Consider the following 15,707-nt stretch of genomic DNA (forward strand, 5'->3'; position numbering starts at 1 on the left):
ATTCGAAACGGGCGTCCGCCGCCTGTTTTGGCGGATGCCCGTCGGAGGTGATAGGTATGAGGCACGACGAATATAACGGGCGCATTGCTTTGGTGTACTATCGGGGAGGCGCTCTTGGCGAAGCCGTTATCGAAGACCACTCGCCGGATGCGCAAGCAGAACCCGAACGCATTCTGCTCGGTAGCGGCGAGGTCCCCCGCGGGGTGAGCGAGGTACTCTATGACATGGACATCGGTGAAGAACGCACGGTGGTCATCCCCTACGAAAAAGCGTACGGAAGCCACGACCCCGAAGGCGTGCAGCGCTACCCGCGTACCTTCATCTCAGGAGGAGACAAGCTTGAGAAAGGGACGGTGTTTGCGTGGCGCCATCCCGTATCGGGTAAAAACGTTCCCGTCACTTGCATCGAAGCGATGGAGGATGTCGTGACCATCGATTTCAACCATCTGCTTGCGGGAAAGGATCTCGAGTACTGGTTCAAGCTGGTCGATGTGGTAGACGATATCGAAAAAACGAGCAAGGAGGATCAATCATGTGTTTTAGACCCGCAGCGGTAGAAATCAAGAAAACGTGCGCAGAGTGCGGAGCCGAGAACGAATCGTCGGCAACGGTTTGCGCGCAATGCGGTGCAGAGCTGCCTGCAGGTGCCTTCGGTGCGCCCGGTGCACCAGGCGTCGGGAGTGCGCCTGGGATACCGGGAGCACCGGGAGCACCGAAGGCACCAGGGGCTCCGGGATCTCCCGGTGCACCGAAAGCACCCGGGGCACCGGGAAAGTAACCGGTTCGGGGCATCGCGAAAAGGACCCCGTCCGCTCGCATCGTGCGGCGGACGGGGTCCTTTTCGCGTTCTTGCTTCGGTTACCGTGCCGACGACATGTCTGCTTTCTGGCCCGCCGGAGGTGCTTCGGGGGCGGGGGCTTCGGCGTTCTCAACGAGATTGATGAGCTCCTGTTGAGAGTGAATGTCGAGCTTGCGGTAGATGTTATGGATATGGGCTTTCGCCGTGCTGTTCGAGATATAGAACTTCTCGGCAACGTACTGGGCGTTGCGCCCGCGCACGAGCATGCGGAATACCTCCTGCTGGCGCGCCGTCAGCTCGTATTCCTCGACGATGCGGTCGATCTTGCGCTGCCATAGAGCGGGCCTGCTTTCGTTTTTCAGCAAACTCGTGCTCGCTTCGGCCAGATCGGCCAACGATTCGCCCGACGGATAGCTATCCTGGAACACGAAGTTGCTGCACCACACGATGAGCAAGAGCGTGAAGAAGCACGCCGCAAGCAACGGCACCGTTTGCTCTTGGGAAATCGCCCATTCGAATCCGAGATACCCGATGAACGCCCCTGAAAAATAGTATGCAAGGCTGATGCCGAACACCCAATACGGCGAAATCTGATTGAAGCGCGCCACCTCGCCCATAGCAGAAAAGCACACGATAGTATCAAACGAGAACACGAGGAACAGGTAGGCTCCGCACAGTTGCTGAACCCATTCGGGAACGAAGGGCAAAGGGGCGATTGCCACAAACGCTGCGGTCGCAAAGCAGCGAAGCAGCGAATGTTCCGATATCTTCTTGAACTTGAACAGGTCGACCATGCAGATCAATCCCCCGAGCGCGAACGGTAGGGCGAAGTACAGGGGTGCGGCCACCGTAGGGTGCATTGGTTTGGCGATGAGGCAGAAGGCGATGCCCCACACGAATCCCGTCATTGCGGTGGTGAACAACGTGGTAACCGAGAAGCGGTGGTTCTTGCGCGACGATGCGAGGCTTGCAAACGAAAAGCTGCTTTTATTCGGCTTAAGCGTACAGAGATGAAGCGCCGTCAGCACGGGCAATACGAGCGCAATGATGAACATGGCCGTATCGGTGAGTGTGGATGCAATTGCGATGATAGCCGCGCCGACGATGAATGCAGCAGCGAGCTGGCATATGCGTTCCTGATGGTCGTAGAATGCCAGGTTCTTTCCCAAGATCAAGAAGAACACGACGCATCCGAGGAGCGAAAGCAATCCGCCGATCAAGACCAGCGGCGAAGCGATCGCCCCTTCGAGCAGAACCGCTCCGCCAGCGCACAGAGCGCAGGCTACAACCGAGAGGCGCGCAGGTCCGATTTTGTCCAAGGTGTCGGAAACATGAGCGCACGCTGCAAACACGATCACGAACAATATTCCAACTGCTGCTGCATACGGCAGATACTGTCCGGTCATCTCTTCGGTATGCCTGAAAAACAGAAGTGCAAAGTACGCGAGAAAGCATGCGGTTCCGAAGGAGCGCTCGAAGCTTTTCTGAATGCTCTGTGCGATCATAGTACCACCCCCGTGATGTATCGCCGCTCAAGACCATTCTAACGGGATACCCGTACTTTCCGTCGTGAATTCTCTGTATGGCAAACCCCCTTTTTACTGGGGTTTTACCGAAATAAACCTCTGAGGTCTATGAAAAAACGTGCTGTTTTGCGCGAAGAGACCTTATCGGATAATGCCAACTTCAGCCCAGGGCGCTATCTTTCATGCCACGAGAGGCGAGCGTGCTCGACCATCATCGGAATCGAGCCATGCATCGATGACGCGGGCGTCCGTTCGACCCGTCTTGCGGGATTTGAAAGATGCATCCGATTCGGGTCGGCCTTTCGTTTTCGTCAAGATGAGAGAAAGCGAGGAGCTATGGCGGATTATAAAGAATTCCTTGACGGCATCGACCGTGCAGCCTATCACGAAGGCGAGCTTACGTGGGAGGAAGACGGCTTCACCGTTACGCGCACCTACCAATATTCTCCCCCCGGTTGTCATGACAGTTGCGGTGTGCTGTTTTATGCGAAGGACGGCAAACTCGATCATGTCGAGGGCGACCCCTTAAGTCCCTTCACGAACGGCAAGCTCTGCATGCGCTGCCTCGATCTCCCCGAAATCGTGAACCATCCCGATCGCGTGCTCTATCCCATGAAGCGTGCGGGCGCGCGCGGTGAGAACACATGGGATCGTATCACGTGGGACGAAGCGTACGACATCATTGAGAAGAAGGTTAGAAGCATTCGCGAAGAATTCGGTTCGGAATCGATCGTATGCGTGCACGGCACTGGCCGCAACGTGAACTGGCTCGTGCCCTTGTTCGGGCAGGCGGCGCTCCAGACGCCGAACATCTCCACGTTGTTCTTCACGGGTTTTGCCTGCTACATGCCGCGCGTGTGCGGTGCGATGGCTCCTTTGGGTGATTTTCCCATTGCGGATGCTGCTGTCGGGCATGAGAGGCGCTATGCTGATCCGTCGTTCAAGGCACCCGAGGTTATCGTGGTCTGGGGCAACGAGCCGCTTGCCTCAAATGCCGACGGCTACATCGGACACTGGCTCGTGCAGTGTGTACAGATGGGGTCCAGAATCATCTCTATCGATCCGCGCTTGACATGGTGGGGTGCTCGCGCCGCCTACCATTTGCAGCTGCGGCCCGGTACTGATGCCGCGCTTGCATGCGCATGGCTCAACGTCATCATTTCGGAGGATCTCTACGACCATGAGTTCGTCGACTGTTGGACAAGCGGCCTCGACGAGCTATGGGAGGGCATCAAGGATATGACTCCCGAGTGGGCCGCCCCCATCACGGGGCTCGCCGCCGAAGACATCACGGCTTCGGCGCGCCTCTACGCATCGGGCAACAATTCCGCCATCCAGTGGGGTTTGGCGTTCGATCAGCAGATGAGCGCCATGGCCTTGAACCTGGCGGTTTGCGACCTCATGGCCATCTGCGGCAATATCGACCGTCCAGGGGGCAACATTCTCGTGCGCAACTCGTTCGAGATCAACGCTGGGTACGCATCGGGCGAGGATTTCACGCCGCAATCGGCGAAGGATCGCAAGCTCACGATAGCGCGCGGCACCGGCATCACGGGAGGCGAGTTCATCGCCCATGCCTGTACCGACGGCATTCTACACTGCATCGAAGCGGGCGAGCTGCCCAACGGCGATCCGTATCCCATCAAGATGATCTGGTTCCAGAGCTCGAACTCGCTTGCATGCGCCGGCATGGATGCGCCCCGCGATTACGAAGCACTCAAGACGGTCGATTTCATCGTGAACGCCGATCCGATCCTCACGCCGCTATCGGTGGCCGTGGCCGATCTTTTGCTGCCGGTTGCTATGAGCTGCGAGCGCAACTCGGCACGTACCTGGTGGACGCCGGTGCGCACCATATATCGGGCGGTCGAGCCTGCGGGCGAAGCCAAGACCGACGAACAGATCGTCGTCGATCTCATGCCGCGCTTGAACCCCGAGGCCGCCGAGGCGTTCGGATGGACGAAGGACACCGACATCGCAGATTGGTACCTCGCGGGCGGCGACGGTAAGAAGCACGGAGCGTCGTCCAACGTCAAGGGCAACATATCCGAGAAGGCCAAAGGCGGCGTTGGCATGACGTTTCAAGAGCTATCAGAGAAAGGCGGCTACGCCTACGACGATTGGAACCATACATACGAGAAATACGCCAAAGGTATGCTGCGCGACGATGGCAGCCCCGGTTTCGCAACGCCGTCGGGACGCATCGAGCTTGCGCCGTATACGTACCGTGTATGGGGTCTTACGCCTACGCCGTTTCATACCGAACCCCCCGAAGGCCCGGTGACGACGCCCGAAAAAATGAAAGAGTACCCTCTTATCCTCTCGTGCGGGGGCCGTTCCTTCGAGTTCTTCCACTCGGAGCATCGTCAGATGCCCACGATGCGCGAGTTCCATCCGTGGCCGCTTGTCATGGTGAATCCCGCCGATGCTGAGAAGTACGGTGTCGAAGATGGGCAGTGGGCATGGATCGAGAACGGTCACGGCCGCTTCAAGCAGATCGTCACCGTGACGCCACGCGTTGCGCCCGGCGTCATCCATGCCGAGCACGGCTGGTGGTTCCCCGAAGAGGACGCTGCGGAGCCAAGCCTGTTCGGAACCTTCGATTCCAATCCCAACAATTGCACGCGCGCATTCGAGACAGGGGAGGGCGGCATAGGTACGAACATCAAGTCGATGATCTGCCGCATCTACCCGTACAACGCAGGTGATGAGTTGCCTGGCGAAAAAGTTACGCGCAAAGGCGGCTGGAGAGACTATACCGTCGGTGTGATGCGCGGAAGCAAAGTCGATTAGCAACGATGCGTGGGTGGTTTGCCGCCTGTGCGATAAGCCGCTTCAGGCGGCGATGAGGAGGAACAATGAACGGCATTCTGATCAACTACGAGTACTGCACGGGCTGCCACTCCTGCGAGGTGGCCTGCAAGAAGCGCCTGGGGCTTCCCGAGGGGGAGTTCGGCATAAAGCTCACCGAGACCGGCCCCTTCGAGTACGCGGGCAAGGCCGGCGAGGACAGGTGGGAGTGGTCGTGGCTGCCCGTGCTCACGAAGGCCTGCGACCTGTGCGCCGACCGCACCGGGAAGGGCAAGATGCCCCTGTGCGTGCAGCACTGCCAGGCGTGGTGCATGTACTCGGGCGAGGTCTCCGAGCTCGCGGCCAAGATCGACGGCAAGACGCGCTGGGCGCTGCTCGTGCCGCAGGAACGGTAATCACCCACCAACAAGGCCGCCGAAAGGGGCACGCTCGGCGGCCTTGGGGACATACCCGAATACCACGAGGCATGCAAGAAAGGGGGAAAGCTCGCGCATGCTCATTCGGATCATTGAGGTAAGGAGGTTGCAATGAAGCAAAAGGTATACCCGTGGCTCATCGTCGTTGCATGGGCGTTCATTTCTGCGGGATCGATCGAACTCATTCTCATCGGCGGATCGAACTTCTTCAAGGCCGTATCCGACGGTATCGGCTCTCCTGTCAGCGCCATCGCACTCATGATGACCGTGTGTACGATTACGTTGACGTTTGCCGCCCCGATTGCCGGTCGCTTGTTCCCCAAGATCGATTCGCGTATTTTGCTGACGGCCATGGCGGCTATCGTCATCGTGGGCTATGCGCAGCTGAGCTTCGGTCAAGCGTCATGGCAATGGTGGTTGGCGGGTCTTCTGTACGGTGTCGGCGGCAGTGGTATCTTCATTATCGGCGCCCCAATTTTCATCGCAAACTGGTTTCAGAAGCGTACGGGTTTTGCCGTCGGCATGTACGGCATGCTGCTCGCCATCCTATCGGCTATTCTCAATCCTGTTATTGCGGCCGTCATTACCGCAGTGGGTTGGCGCACGGCGTATTTGGTGCTGGCGATTGTTGCTGCGGTCATGATTCTGCCGTGGACGTTGTTTGTCGTGCGGTTCAAGCCCGAACAACTCGGGTTGAGGCCGTACGGGTATGTTGAGGGCGAAACTGTTGCATCTGAAAACCAGGAAGTGACGGGTCCGGGCGTTCCATATAAGAAGGCCCTTCTCTCCGTTGCGTTCGTTGCCGCGGTCATCGCTGCCGGTGCCATGTGCAATATGGGTGGTTTTAAGAGCAACTGGTCGAACATCGCGCAGTCCGAAGCGTGGGGCTACGTTGCGCTTCATGGAGCCGACTGGGCTTTGATGTTCGGCGCTACCATGATCTCGTTCACCACAGCTGCCAAGTTCTGCATGCCCATCATCGGCTGGATCATCGACAAGATAGGAGCTATCAAAACCAATATCCTCACCCTTGCGTTGATCATGGTCGGCTTCTTCGGCTTGCTGTTCTTCCACAACGTCGAGGCCATCGTTTTGGCTTCGTGCTTCTTGATCGGTTTCGAGAGCGCGAACATGAAGATGGTTATTCCTTTGGTAATACGTGAACTGTTCGGCGCGAAAGACCATTCGAAGATATACTCAACGGCTTACGGAATCGCCAACTTCCTCGGCGCGTTCGCCACATCTCTTATTGCGTTCGTCGGCGAGACGACCGGTTCGTTCGATTCCATCATGGTTCTCGGTGCAGGTCTGGCTGCCGTGTCGATTCTTGCGATCGTCGTGGCCAAGGTAACCGCGAAGAAGCTTGTGTGGGAAGAGTAGGACCTTTTCAGGAAATGACCTCGGCAATCCGTGCTCTGTGAGAGCGCGATCGGATTCGCTGGGGACCTGCTGTCGGCGTGCGTGGATCAAAGCATGCACGCCGACTCGAAGACCTCGCGTGAACCGATGCGTGAGGGAAGGAGAAAGGGCGAGTTCATGGTCGTTTCATCACGCATTCTTACCAAGCAGAACATCGGGATTGGTGCCGCTGCGCTTGCGCTTTTGGTCTCGCTCTTCATACCGGGTACGGAAGCTCTTCCGCGCGAAGGTGTGCTCATGCTCGGCGTGTTCGGCATGGCGGCAATACTGTGGATATGCGAATCGCTTCCTGTCGGCATAACCGGTTTGCTTGCCCTGACGTTTGCGACGATGCTCGGCATCGCTCCTTTGGGCGAGGCGTTCTCCGGTTTTGCGACACCGACGATGTTCTACCTGCTCGCAGCGTTCTCGCTTTCGGCTGTTTTGGGAAAAACAAGCTACGGCATGCGTCTTGTCGTGTTTCTTATGAAGAAGACGCACGGCGATTCCCGGCTGATCGTGCTCGCATTCATGTCCGCTGCCGCGCTGCTCTCGAGCGTTATGTCCGATACGGCAGCAGTGCTCATGTTCGTGGGGTTTGCCAAGGGTATACTCGATGCACTCGGGTGCAAACCTAAAGAATCCAATTTCGGGCGCTGTTTGTTCATAGGGTTGTTGTACGGCGCGATCGTCGGCGGGTTCGCAACGCTTGCCGGCGGGCCGAACAATATGGCGGTACTCCAGATCTCGGGAATTAGCGTGAGCTTCTTCGACTGGATGAAGGTGGGCCTGCCGGTGACGCTTGCGATGCTTCCCGTATGCTGGTTCTTCCTTGTGAGGGCTTTTCCGCCCGAGCGGTTCGAGCGCAAGACCGTTGCGGCGATTATCGAGAAAACCGAAAGCGCCGGCAAGACGACGGCGCACGAGAAGAAGGCGCTCGGGTTCGTCGTTGGTATGCCGGTGTTGTGGATTGCGGGCAACTGGATACCGGTTTTGAACGTTACCGTGGTGGCGCTGCTCGGCCTCGTTGCAACGTTTCTTCCCGGCATCAGATTGCTCACCTGGGAAGAGTATCAGAAATCCGTACCATGGGTGGTGCTTGTTATGGTGGGGTCCATCTTTTCGATGAGCAGCCTCATGGTGAAGACGGGCGTCATCGACTTCATCGGATCGATCGTTGCGGCAACGGGTATGTTCACGCTGGCGTTTCCCGCGGCGCTGCTTTTGTACCTTCTGTTCGCATACGGCATCTTCACACTCTGCCCCGTCGGGGGCGTGTGGGAAGCCCTGTTCGTCCCTGTGCTCGTGGGCTTCTGCGTACAGTCGGGCGTATCGCCTACCGTTGCTCCGTTCGCCATTCTGTTTGCGTTCGGCGGAAATTTTCTTCTGCCCATCAACCCGCTCAACATGTACGCGTTCGCCTATGGCTACTTCAGGTTCGGCGATCTGTTCAAAGCGGGGATCGTTCCGGCGCTCGTCCTCATCGCGCTTGATGCATTCTGGACACCGTTCATCGTGGGAGTTTTGGGCATATAAGTTGACGGGGTCTCGTCGTGAGGGTGCAGGTAAGGGGGTTTCATGCTGGAATCGCATAAGGGAGGTAGCAAAGATCCGTGACCGCGAGCGGTGCGAGTGGGAATTCATCAAGACGAAAGAAAGGTAAACGAATGGCTGATTACCAGGAGTTCTTGGATACCATCGATCGCGCGGCTTACCACGAGGGCGAATGGCAGTGGGAAGAAGACGGCTACACCGTTACGCGCACGTACAATTATTCCGCCCCCGGATGCCATGATTCGTGCGGCATCCTCGCCTATACCAAAGACAACAAGCTCGTGAAGGTCGAGGGCGATCCGCTCGATCCGTGCACGAACGGCAAGCTGTGCATGCGATGCCTTAATTTGCCCGAGGCCACCAACTACCCTGACCGCCTGAAATACCCGATGAAGCGCAAGAGGGAAGACCGTGGCAACGTGGATGCCTTCGAGCGCATCACGTGGGATGAGGCGCTCGACATCATCGAGGATTGGATCACGGTAAACATCGATGAAGCGGGCCTTGGCAGGGAATCCATCATGGTGAACCACGGGACCGGGCGCAACATCAACTACCAGGTTCCGTTTTTGGGTGGTGCGTGTTTGCGCACGTCCAACGTGGGGGCAATCGGCTTTTCCGGCTACTCGTGCTACCTGCCCCGCGTTTGCGGCACGGCGGCTCCCATGGGCGATTTCCCCATCGTCGATGCGTCTATGGGTCATCCTGATCGGTATAGCAACCCCGAATGGACGAATCCCGATGTTCTCGTGGTGTGGGGGTGCGAACCTTTGCGCTCCAACGCTGACGGCTACATTGGTCATTGGCTCGTACAGTGCGTGCAGATGGGAACCAAGATCATCTCGATCGATCCGATTCTCACCTGGTGGGGCGCACGTGCTACCTACTGGCTCGACCTTCGCCCTGGCACCGATTTGTGCATAGCGTTGGCCTGGCTGTACGTTATCACGCAGGAAGATCTCATCGACCACGAGTTCGTCGATTGCTGGTGCGCTTATTACGACGAGCTGAAAGCCTATCTTGAGACTCCGAGCGAAAACAACGACGGTTTAGGGTACACGCCCGCGTGGGCAGCGAAGGTGACCGGCGTCGACGAAGACGTCATTATCGCTTCCGCCCGTATGTATGCCGAAGCCCCGCGCGGAGCCATTCAGTGGGGGTTGCCGTTCGATACCCAGGTCGACTCCATGCATGCGTGTTTGGCCGTCTGCGATTTGATGGCCGTATGCGGCAACATCGATCGACCTGGCACTAACCTGCTGGTGCGCAACGCGTTCGAGATCAACCCGGGATATGCAACCGCGAGCATGTATGCCGATCCCGAGGCGGCCGCGAAAAAGTGCACTTACAAGACGCTGCAACAGCTGCAGGGCAAAGAACCCAAAGCCGAGCCGTTCATCGGCATGGCCGATTGCGACGCCATGTGCTATGCGATGGAAACGCAGCAGCCCTATCCGATGAAAATGCTCTGGGTGCAAGGGTCCAACACGTACACGTGCAACGGATTGGACACTGCCCGCATATACCGTAACATCATGAACTTCGAGTTCATCGTGGTGGCCGATCCGTACATGACTCCCACGGCGGCGGCGTTTGCCGACATCCTGCTGCCTCTGAAGATGAGCATCGAACGCGATTCGATGCGCGTGTGGTGGCAGCCTTTGCGTGCCATGAAAGCGGTCACGACGTTCGGCGAATGCAAATCGGACGAAGAAATCATCGTGTGGCTCGGCAATCGCTTGAATCCCGAACTGTTCAACAAACGTTGGCCCGATATCGATCATTTCATTCAGGACTACCTCGACACCGGCTTCAACCTCATCAACGAAGACGGATCGGGGTTGAAAACCGCCGGGCGAAACAAAGCCGGAGCCGATGTGGTTGCCGATGCGCATACCGAGTTCTATCGCAAACACAAAGGTAAAGGCACGTTCATGGATTTGGTCAGCCAAGGCGGCTACGAATACGATGAATTCAACGACAAGTACGAGAAGTACGCCAAGGGCATGCTCCGATCGGACGGTACGCCCGGTTTCGCCACCCCCTCCGGCCGCATCGAGCTCATTTCGCCAACCTTCAAAGCGTGGGGGATCGATCCGTGGCCTAAGCACTACGAGAGCGTCGCGCAATCCAAGTGGACGACCGATGAAGCATATCGCAAGGAGTATCCGTTCACCATCATCAACGGCAACCGCTCTTACGAGTTCTTCCATTCCGAAAACCGCCAGCAGAAAACCATGCGGGAATTCCACCCGGTGCCCTACGTGCAGGTTTCGAAGCAGACTGCCGAAGAATACGGCTTGGCAGAGGGCGAGTGGATATGGATCGAGAACCACGTCGGCCGCTGTAAGCAGTGCGTGAAGATCAATCCGGCTTTGCAGCCCCAGTACATCGTGGCCGAGCACGGCTGGTGGTTCCCTGAGGGCGACGGGAACGCACCCAGCCTGTTCGGTTCGTTCGACTGCAACATCAACAATCTGACGTATTCGTTCGAGACAGGTGAAGGCGGTATCGGCGCTCCGTACAAGAGCATTGTCGGCCGCATTTACAAAGTCAAGGACGGCGATACGCTTCCGAGCGTTCAGATTCTGGAAAAAGGCGGCTTTCGCGAGATTCCGCCATGCGGCGTGAGCTAGGGGGTAGCGAAATGAACGGCATTCTGATCAACTACGAGTACTGCACGGGCTGCCACTCCTGCGAGGTGGCCTGCAAGAAGCGCCTGGGGCTTCCCGAGGGGGAGTTCGGCATAAAGCTCACCGAGACCGGCCCCTTCGAGTACGCGGGCAAGGCCGGCGAGGGCAGGTGGGAGTGGTCGTGGCTGCCCGTGCTCACGAAGGCCTGCGACCTGTGCGCCGACCGCACCGGGAAGGGCAAGATGCCCCTGTGCGTGCAGCACTGCCAGGCGTGGTGCATGTACTCGGGCGAGGTCTCCGAGCTCGCGGCCAAGATCGACGGCAAGACGCGCTGGGCGCTGCTCGTGCCGCAGGAGCGGTAAGGGTGTAAAGCGTACGGCAACAACGAACGGCGAGCTGTTTTCGATAATCGGCTCGACTACGAAATGCGGCGGGCTGTGCCGCGACTGGCACAGCCCGTGCGCAGGCGGTAGGGCTCGCGCTCCCATGCAACTCGTAGCAAGTGGTGCGATCTGCGACAACCGAGGAGGCCCAATATGGCTGAAGCGAACAACGAATCGACCGTGTTCGAAATCGCATACGGTACCGAGGGTACGGTCGACCGCGATGTTGATCTGTTCGAGACGTTTTATGCGGGGTACTTCAAAGAGAAAGCCTTAGCCCGGCTGGTTGCGCGGGCTCGGTCGCGAAACCGCATCTTGTTTCTAGCGCTTTGCATCGGCGGTGTGCTGCTCGCTATCCCTATGGCGATCAACGCGTCATCGATATTCGCGGTAATCCTTCTTGCCATGGGGATCGCGCTGTTTGGCATCGGATTGTATTTCGCCTATCGTATGGTTACGGCAGAGCGGTACTGCAAAGAGCACTTCGGACGGCTTTTGGACAACGAATTCGCGGCGACCCGATCGGTGACGAAGCGGGTGTTCGACGTGCGTTTCACGGAACAGAGCGTGACGGTTCAGTTCGGTTCGCAGACTTCGATCAAGCAGACGCGCAGTAAGCGCTACGAAGATATCGCCGGCGTGTACGTGACCGATGAGCTTGTATTCATTGAGGGTCTGACCTGGCTTGCGCGATTCCAACTCGATGAGCGCACATTCGAAACGATGGCTGCTTTGTTGCAGGAACGGTGCAGGGAACGCTTTCATGATTGGACCGAGCGAGGGTAAAGCGCTTCGAGCACGTGAAGGCCGGGGTTGCGGCGCTTTCGTTCCATAAGCCCCGAAACGACAAGACGGCTTCCCGTTCTTTCAGGATGCTTACCGTGTGTCGATTCGGATCCAGACACAACTCCGTGCACGGAAAACGGGTCGGTTCTGGCCAATTGTCTCGTCTGTCCCACAAAAAGGGCCGCAAAGAGCTCCTCGTGCAGGCCATCGCGTCGCACCGAAATCCATACGGCCTGATCAGGAGCGAGCTGCGCTTTAGACGTTTCGGCTACGGAGGAAGAACCGTGGGACAGACGAGACAATTGGCCAGAATGAGGCTCGTTTACGTGCACGGCAGCCGGCAGGTCGATGACAGCCGCCATCACCCAGAATCATGCGTTGGAAAACCTCGCGGTAGAGAAAGCGATGCGACATGGTACCATCGTATGCAACAGTGCGTTTCGCGAGTTGCGCAATGGCTCGCCACCGAGGAAAGGCCCAGAATGTCGGAGCAACGATTGCACGAAGATGTCACCGCCGAAGGGCATCTGATCGATTCGAACATCCTCTCAAGTATCATGAACGGCATCGTCGAATTGGACGGGACGTTCGAGGTGCTTTCGCTCAGCATCGGCAAGGGAAACGAAAACCCCTCCACGCTGACCATGCGCGTGTTCGGGCGCACGAAAGAGCACCTTTCCGAAATACTTCGAACCATCCACGAATTCGGCGTCGTGCCGCTCCATCTCGAGGACGTGCAGCTCGAACCGGCACCGGCTGACGGCGTGTTTCCCGAGGATTTTTACTCCACCACCAATCTTGAAACCTATATTCGTCTCGGGGGCCAATGGCTGCGCGTTACGGGAACCGAAATGGATTTGGGCGTGCGGGTGGACGAGGTGACGCAGACCGCGTGCGGCGTGCCGATCTCCGATGTGCGTGCGGGCGATCTGTTTGTGGTCGGGCAAAAGGGCCTGCGTGTGATCACGCAGGAGCGCGCCCGCGAAAAGACGGAGTTCGAGTTCATGAACTCCACTGTGAGCAGCGAAAAGCCGAAATCCCAGATTGTGAAGCAGATTGCTTCGATCATCCGCGAAGTCCACGACGACGGTAGAAAGACCATCGCCGTTGCGGGACCTGCGGTCGTGCATACCGGAGCTGCCGAGCATCTGGCGCGTATTGTGGAGGCGGGCTACGTGAGCGTACTGTTCGGAGGCAATGCGGTTGCCACCCACGACATCGAGGTCGCGCTGTACGGAACATCGCTCGGCATCGATATGCAAAGCGGAGTCGCCGTGCCGGGCGGAAACGAACACCATCTGCGCGCTATCAACCAGATCAGGGCTGCGGGAAGCATCGCCGATGCGGTGGAGCGCGGCATCCTTACAAGCGGCCTTATGTACACGCTCGTCAAATCGGGAACGCCCTATATCCTTGCGGGCTCCATCCGCGACGACGGCCCGTTGCCCGACGTGATCACCGATGTGATCGAAGCTCAGCAGGCCATGCGCGCATGGTGCCAGGAGGCGGGGGCGTGCATCATGCTTTCGACCATGCTCCATTCCATCGCAGTCGGCAACATGCTTCCCGCTTCGGTAACCACCGTGTGCGTGGACATCAACCCGGCCGCCGTGACCAAGCTTGGAGACCGCGGCAGCATGCAGACGATCGGCATTGTGACCGATGTCGGGTTGTTCTTACAGCTTCTGGCTGACGAGCTGGGGTGCTAAGGCCGGTCGCGGCAAGGATATCGAGAAGCCCGCTGTACATGCGATTTCGTGTGCACGTACGGTCTTGCGTGCGCGAGTCGGGCAGCGTGAGCGTCTGATCGCTTGGGCGCACACGCATGGCGCAAATTCGAACCCATTCCCTATTCCCCGAACAGCTTATACACATCCTCTTTCGAGTGCACGCCGAGTTTCGCGTAGAGATGGCGTGCGTGGGTCTTTACGGTGTTCTGTGATAAGAACAACTGCTGCTCAATTTCGACGCGGCTCTTGCCTTGGGCGATGAGGCCGAGGATCTCGGCTTCGCGAGCGGTGAGCCCGTATTCCTCGCTCAGCTGCTCGCAGCGCACGATCAGGCGCTCGCGCTTGCCGGGAACGTGCACGCTGTCTTTGAGGCTGATGCCCGATGCGCCCCAATCGGCGTTCACCGAGCGTTCGCTTGTCCAGATGAGCGTGCATACAAGAATCATCACGATGCCCACGATGGCGACGGCGAACAGAAACGAGTCGTTCGTGAGCAGTTCGGTCTGCTGCACCCATCGGCGAACCGCAACGCCCACGAACAGCGCACCTTCGCTCGCGGCCCGCGCGATAGCGAACAGGCGCAAGCTCGGCACCTCGAAGCGATACGAGATGTTCGCAAGCATGAGTAGCACGAAGAACGTGAACCACACGTAGGCGAGCTTGATGAGGAACGAGACCGCGAACGCCCACACGGGGCCCGCGAAGGGCACGAGCGCAAATGCGACGATGCTCACGGGAAGCACGGTTTTTGCCAGAAACCGCACATCGCAACGGTTTTTTCGAACGAACACCATGATGAGGATCACGACGCCTGCAAGCCCCGTTGCGGCAACGCGGTGTATGGCACCGGTTCCGTCTGCATTCGTGAGCAATGATCCGGCAAGTCCCGAAGCGAGACCGGCGAACGCCATGAGGGCAACGAGTTTCCAGGGAACAGGGAAGCGCACCCCGTTCGGCTTCTCGTGCTCCGCGGGGACGATTTTCAAGCTGAGCGTTACGCAGACGAACGATCCGAGGGGGAGAAGCGAGGTCGCGATGATCGCATACGGTTCGGTCATCGTAGAGATGAGAAACGAGACGACGGCGGCGGCGATGCACGAGAGCGATCCGTACACAATCGTCTGCATCGTGCCCATCTGGCAGTACGTTTCGGCCCACAGGCAAAAGAGCAGCGCTCCGCCGATGGCGGTAACAAAGGAAACGGCGGCTACGGCCGATTCGGGCGCGTGGCCCGGTATGAGCGCGAGCCCGACGATGACGGTTCCGATGGCCGTGACGGCAACCAGGGCAGCATTGATCCGGAAATGCCGGCTGATCGGCCCGATGCGCGAAGCGGCGATGGCGAGCACGAGAAAGGTTGCTATGTCGCCGAATCGCATGCTCGTATCGAACGTAGCGCGTAAGGAGGGCGCATCGACGCTACCGGGAAAGATGCTTACGACATGGGTGCAGCAGAGCCACGCGATGAAGACTCCCATTCCGAGGAAACGGAGCGGTACAAGGGCGTACGGGAAGCTTTGGTCTTCCGCGAAAGATCCTTCCGCTGCAAGCGTTTTTGACACCTCGTTGGAATCCACGCCCGTCCTTTCCGGAATCGATGACCGCTTCATTGTACCGCATCGTCCGGCGCGTATCGCAGGACGATGCAGACAGTCGGACTTAAGCGAAGAG

General features: G+C 58.3%; 12 protein-coding genes. 10 read left to right on the plus strand and 2 right to left on the minus strand.

The window, feature by feature from the left end:
* Positions 1-56 precede the first annotated feature (56 nt).
* Positions 57-557, plus strand: coding sequence for an FKBP-type peptidyl-prolyl cis-trans isomerase (locus FJE54_RS05080; protein WP_218971895.1), 501 nt, complete (start codon positions 57-59; stop codon positions 555-557).
* The gene (locus FJE54_RS16425) at positions 533-778 is read left to right on the plus strand and encodes a zinc-ribbon domain-containing protein (RefSeq protein ID WP_139651632.1); all 246 of its coding nucleotides are present in this window, start codon (positions 533-535) and stop codon (positions 776-778) included. The genes FJE54_RS05080 and FJE54_RS16425 overlap by 25 nt, the downstream gene beginning before the upstream one ends.
* A gap of 80 nt (positions 779-858) precedes the next feature.
* On the opposite strand, the gene FJE54_RS05090 is transcribed toward FJE54_RS16425, so the two are convergent.
* Positions 859-2,304, minus strand: a complete 1,446-nt coding sequence (locus FJE54_RS05090) for a response regulator transcription factor (protein ID WP_139651633.1) — start codon at positions 2,302-2,304, stop codon at positions 859-861.
* Positions 2,305-2,661: 357 nt separating this feature from the next.
* Between FJE54_RS05090 and FJE54_RS05095 the strand changes: the two genes are divergently transcribed.
* The 8 genes from FJE54_RS05095 to FJE54_RS05130 all read left to right on the plus strand — a co-directional run bounded on the left by FJE54_RS05095 (position 2,662) and on the right by FJE54_RS05130 (position 14,015).
* Entirely contained in the window at positions 2,662-5,118 is a 2,457-nt protein-coding gene (locus FJE54_RS05095; RefSeq protein WP_139651634.1) for a molybdopterin-dependent oxidoreductase, read from the plus strand.
* A gap of 65 nt (positions 5,119-5,183) precedes the next feature.
* Positions 5,184-5,531, plus strand: a complete 348-nt coding sequence (locus FJE54_RS05100) for a 4Fe-4S dicluster domain-containing protein (RefSeq protein WP_139651635.1) — start codon at positions 5,184-5,186, stop codon at positions 5,529-5,531.
* Between the two features lie 132 nt (positions 5,532-5,663).
* Positions 5,664-6,932: an MFS transporter gene (locus FJE54_RS05105; protein ID WP_139651636.1), complete on the plus strand. Its 1,269-nt coding sequence runs from the start codon at positions 5,664-5,666 to the stop codon at positions 6,930-6,932.
* Positions 6,933-7,088: 156 nt separating this feature from the next.
* A complete protein-coding gene (locus tag FJE54_RS05110; RefSeq protein WP_180326575.1) occupies positions 7,089-8,486 on the plus strand; it encodes an SLC13 family permease in 1,398 nt (465 codons plus the stop codon).
* A gap of 131 nt (positions 8,487-8,617) precedes the next feature.
* Positions 8,618-11,140 carry a molybdopterin-dependent oxidoreductase gene (locus tag FJE54_RS05115; protein ID WP_139651638.1) on the plus strand — a complete coding sequence of 841 codons (2,523 nt, stop codon included), beginning with the start codon at positions 8,618-8,620 and terminating at the stop codon, positions 11,138-11,140.
* Positions 11,141-11,151: 11 nt separating this feature from the next.
* A complete protein-coding gene (locus FJE54_RS05120; RefSeq protein WP_139651639.1) occupies positions 11,152-11,499 on the plus strand; it encodes a 4Fe-4S dicluster domain-containing protein in 348 nt (115 codons plus the stop codon).
* Between the two features lie 174 nt (positions 11,500-11,673).
* Entirely contained in the window at positions 11,674-12,306 is a 633-nt protein-coding gene (locus tag FJE54_RS05125) for an exopolysaccharide biosynthesis protein (RefSeq protein ID WP_139651640.1), read from the plus strand.
* A gap of 482 nt (positions 12,307-12,788) precedes the next feature.
* A complete protein-coding gene (locus FJE54_RS05130) occupies positions 12,789-14,015 on the plus strand; it encodes an ornithine cyclodeaminase, nickel-pincer nucleotide-dependent (protein WP_139651641.1) in 1,227 nt (408 codons plus the stop codon).
* Positions 14,016-14,155: 140 nt separating this feature from the next.
* Here the strand turns inward: FJE54_RS05130 and FJE54_RS05135 are convergent, their stop codons facing one another.
* Complete coding sequence (locus tag FJE54_RS05135) at positions 14,156-15,613, minus strand: LuxR C-terminal-related transcriptional regulator (protein WP_255467231.1); 1,458 nt, start codon at positions 15,611-15,613, stop codon at positions 14,156-14,158.
* Between the last annotated feature and the right edge of the window lie 94 nt (positions 15,614-15,707).

It is taken from the genome of Raoultibacter phocaeensis, assembly GCF_901411515.1.
In the GTDB taxonomy this organism is placed as follows: Bacteria; Actinomycetota; Coriobacteriia; order Coriobacteriales; family Eggerthellaceae; genus Raoultibacter; species Raoultibacter phocaeensis.

Excerpts from the sequence above, each read along its gene's own strand:
- FJE54_RS16425 (WP_139651632.1), top strand. The coding sequence starts at position 533 with ATGTGTTTTAGACCCGCAGCGGTAGAAATCAAGAAAACGTGCGCAGAG.
- FJE54_RS05120 (WP_139651639.1), top strand. The coding sequence starts at position 11,152 with ATGAACGGCATTCTGATCAACTACGAGTACTGCACGGGCTGCCACTCC.
- FJE54_RS05095 (WP_139651634.1), top strand. The coding sequence starts at position 2,662 with ATGGCGGATTATAAAGAATTCCTTGACGGCATCGACCGTGCAGCCTAT.
- FJE54_RS05115 (WP_139651638.1), top strand. The coding sequence starts at position 8,618 with ATGGCTGATTACCAGGAGTTCTTGGATACCATCGATCGCGCGGCTTAC.
- FJE54_RS05080 (WP_218971895.1), top strand. The coding sequence starts at position 57 with ATGAGGCACGACGAATATAACGGGCGCATTGCTTTGGTGTACTATCGG.
- FJE54_RS05125 (WP_139651640.1), top strand. The coding sequence starts at position 11,674 with ATGGCTGAAGCGAACAACGAATCGACCGTGTTCGAAATCGCATACGGT.
- FJE54_RS05090 (WP_139651633.1), bottom strand. The coding sequence starts at position 2,304 with ATGATCGCACAGAGCATTCAGAAAAGCTTCGAGCGCTCCTTCGGAACC.
- FJE54_RS05105 (WP_139651636.1), top strand. The coding sequence starts at position 5,664 with ATGAAGCAAAAGGTATACCCGTGGCTCATCGTCGTTGCATGGGCGTTC.
- FJE54_RS05110 (WP_180326575.1), top strand. The coding sequence starts at position 7,089 with ATGGTCGTTTCATCACGCATTCTTACCAAGCAGAACATCGGGATTGGT.
- FJE54_RS05100 (WP_139651635.1), top strand. The coding sequence starts at position 5,184 with ATGAACGGCATTCTGATCAACTACGAGTACTGCACGGGCTGCCACTCC.
- FJE54_RS05130 (WP_139651641.1), top strand. The coding sequence starts at position 12,789 with ATGTCGGAGCAACGATTGCACGAAGATGTCACCGCCGAAGGGCATCTG.